The 1,680-nt window shown below is 62.6% G+C and carries 1 protein-coding gene and 4 pseudogenes; 4 read left to right on the forward strand and 1 reads right to left on the reverse strand.

Annotated elements, in window-relative coordinates; translation table 11 throughout:
• Positions 1-146, reverse strand: a pseudogene (locus EOA28_RS39275) (DUF1403 family protein); the annotation flags it as partial.
• Between EOA28_RS39275 and EOA28_RS41220 the strand changes: the two are divergent.
• From EOA28_RS41220 to EOA28_RS40700, 4 genes and pseudogenes are all read left to right on the forward strand, one after another.
• Positions 144-209 (forward strand): hypothetical protein, encoded by a 66-nt coding sequence (locus EOA28_RS41220; protein WP_348633451.1) that lies wholly within the window; start codon positions 144-146, stop codon positions 207-209. The pseudogene EOA28_RS39275 and the gene EOA28_RS41220 sit on opposite strands and share 3 nt — an antisense overlap.
• Before the next feature lie 2 nt (positions 210-211).
• Positions 212-905 (forward strand): annotated as a pseudogene (locus tag EOA28_RS35035) (SMC-Scp complex subunit ScpB).
• A gap of 354 nt (positions 906-1,259) precedes the next feature.
• Positions 1,260-1,507, forward strand: a pseudogene (locus tag EOA28_RS40695) (DUF1016 N-terminal domain-containing protein).
• A pseudogene (locus EOA28_RS40700) lies at positions 1,449-1,680 on the forward strand (DUF1016 domain-containing protein); the annotation flags it as partial. The pseudogenes EOA28_RS40695 and EOA28_RS40700, both read left to right, overlap by 59 nt.

Here is a 1,680-nt window from a genome sequence, read left to right on the forward strand (position 1 = left end):
CGCGACAGGTTTTTCGTCGTCATCGAGCCGGAGACGGCATCGTCGTTGAGCAGCAGAAAGATCACGTCGCCGGCGCCCTTGGCGCGCAGTTTCGGCGCCACCGCCAAGAGCTTTTCGCCGCGGCGCGGCGCCTGTTCGAGCGCCTGCAACAACTCGATGCCGTGCGCGAGCTGTCGGGCCGCCCCAGCTTCCGGCTGTTTGGGCTCTAGCGATGAGCGAGGCAGCCCGATCCGAACGCCCGCGAGGCAGGGGTGATGTCCAGCGAACGCTGATTGACACCGAGCTTGAGCACCTGCCGCCAGAACTGCGCTGGCGCGAGTGGATGGGCCGCGTCGAAGCGGTGATCTTTGCGGCCAGCGAGCCGGTGCCGCGCGAGGTGCTGTCGCGCGTCGTCGGCAAAAGCTGCAATCTCGAGCTGATCATCGACGACATCCGCGCCGAGCTCGCCGGCCGCCCTTATGCTGGTCTCGGTCGCCGGCGGCTGGCAGCACCGGACCAAAAAGGCTTTTGGCGACGTCATCCACGCCGCATTCGGTGCGCCTGCGAGGGAGGGATCGACAGACCTGTCGCAATCCGAGGCGCTCGTGCTGATGTGCATTGCCTATTTCCAGCCGATTACGCGCGGCGAGCTGTCGAGCTTTTTCGGCAAGGAGGTGTCGCGCGATCTGATTGGTGTGCTGCGCGCGCAGGAGCTGATCGCCTCGGGGCCACGCAGCCCGCAGCCGGGCGCGCCTTATACCTATGTGACAACCAAAACTTTCCTGTCGCAGTTCGGGCTCGACACGCTACGGCAACTGCCGGAGTTCGAGGCCCTCGAGGACGCAGGGCTGCTGTCGAAGGAGAAGCTGCTGGCCGGCGACATCATGCCCGAGTTTTCCGATCGCGATGAGGATCGGGTTGAGTAGAAGATGTGGGCGCGAAGCACCTTCGCGGTGGCTAGCTCGACGATCCACCGGAGATCGCCTCGAGCATCCAGCGCGACGGAGGGCTAAAAGCTTGCGGTCCGCGACACGCTGCCGTGCGCGTTGTCGCGGAGAGCAGCATTTCTTCCTATGCTTTCCCGCGCGCATCCTGCTAAATTCGACTCCTGACCGAAACCTTTCCCGCCTCAGGCAAAGACGGCTACGCCTCATTGCTCTCCGAGTTGAAGGAGCGCATCCGCACAGCTCGCCTCAGGGCCGCTCTCTCCGTCAACGAAGAGCTGATCCTCCTCTATCGGCCGCGACATCTTGAACAGACAAAGCGATGCCATTGATCGCTTGGCTGCTGACCTGCGCCGCGACTTCCCGCAGATGTCGGGTCTCTCCTCCCGAAACCTGAAATACATGAGGGCGTTCGCCGAGGCCTTTCCCGGCGTGAAATTGTGCAACAGGTTGTTGCACAATTGCCTTGGGGACATGCCATCAAACTCGTCGAGCGCACAAAGAGCAGCGAGCAACGGCTTTGGTATGCTCGGCAAGCTGCCGAACACGGCTGGAGCCGAAACGTCCTGGCCCACCAAATTTGAAAGCGACCTGTTTGGTCGGAAAGGCAAGGCGCTGACCAACTTCACGCGCACGCTTCCCGCCCCTCAGTCCGACCTCGCACAAGAACTCATGAAGGACCCCTACAGCTTCGACTTCCTTTCACTTGGTCCGGAGATGTCAGAACGCGAGCTAGAGCGAGGCCTGTTGGAGCACC

It is taken from the genome of Mesorhizobium sp. M2A.F.Ca.ET.067.02.1.1 (genome assembly GCF_004023285.1).
GTDB lineage: Bacteria > Pseudomonadota > Alphaproteobacteria > Rhizobiales > Rhizobiaceae > Mesorhizobium.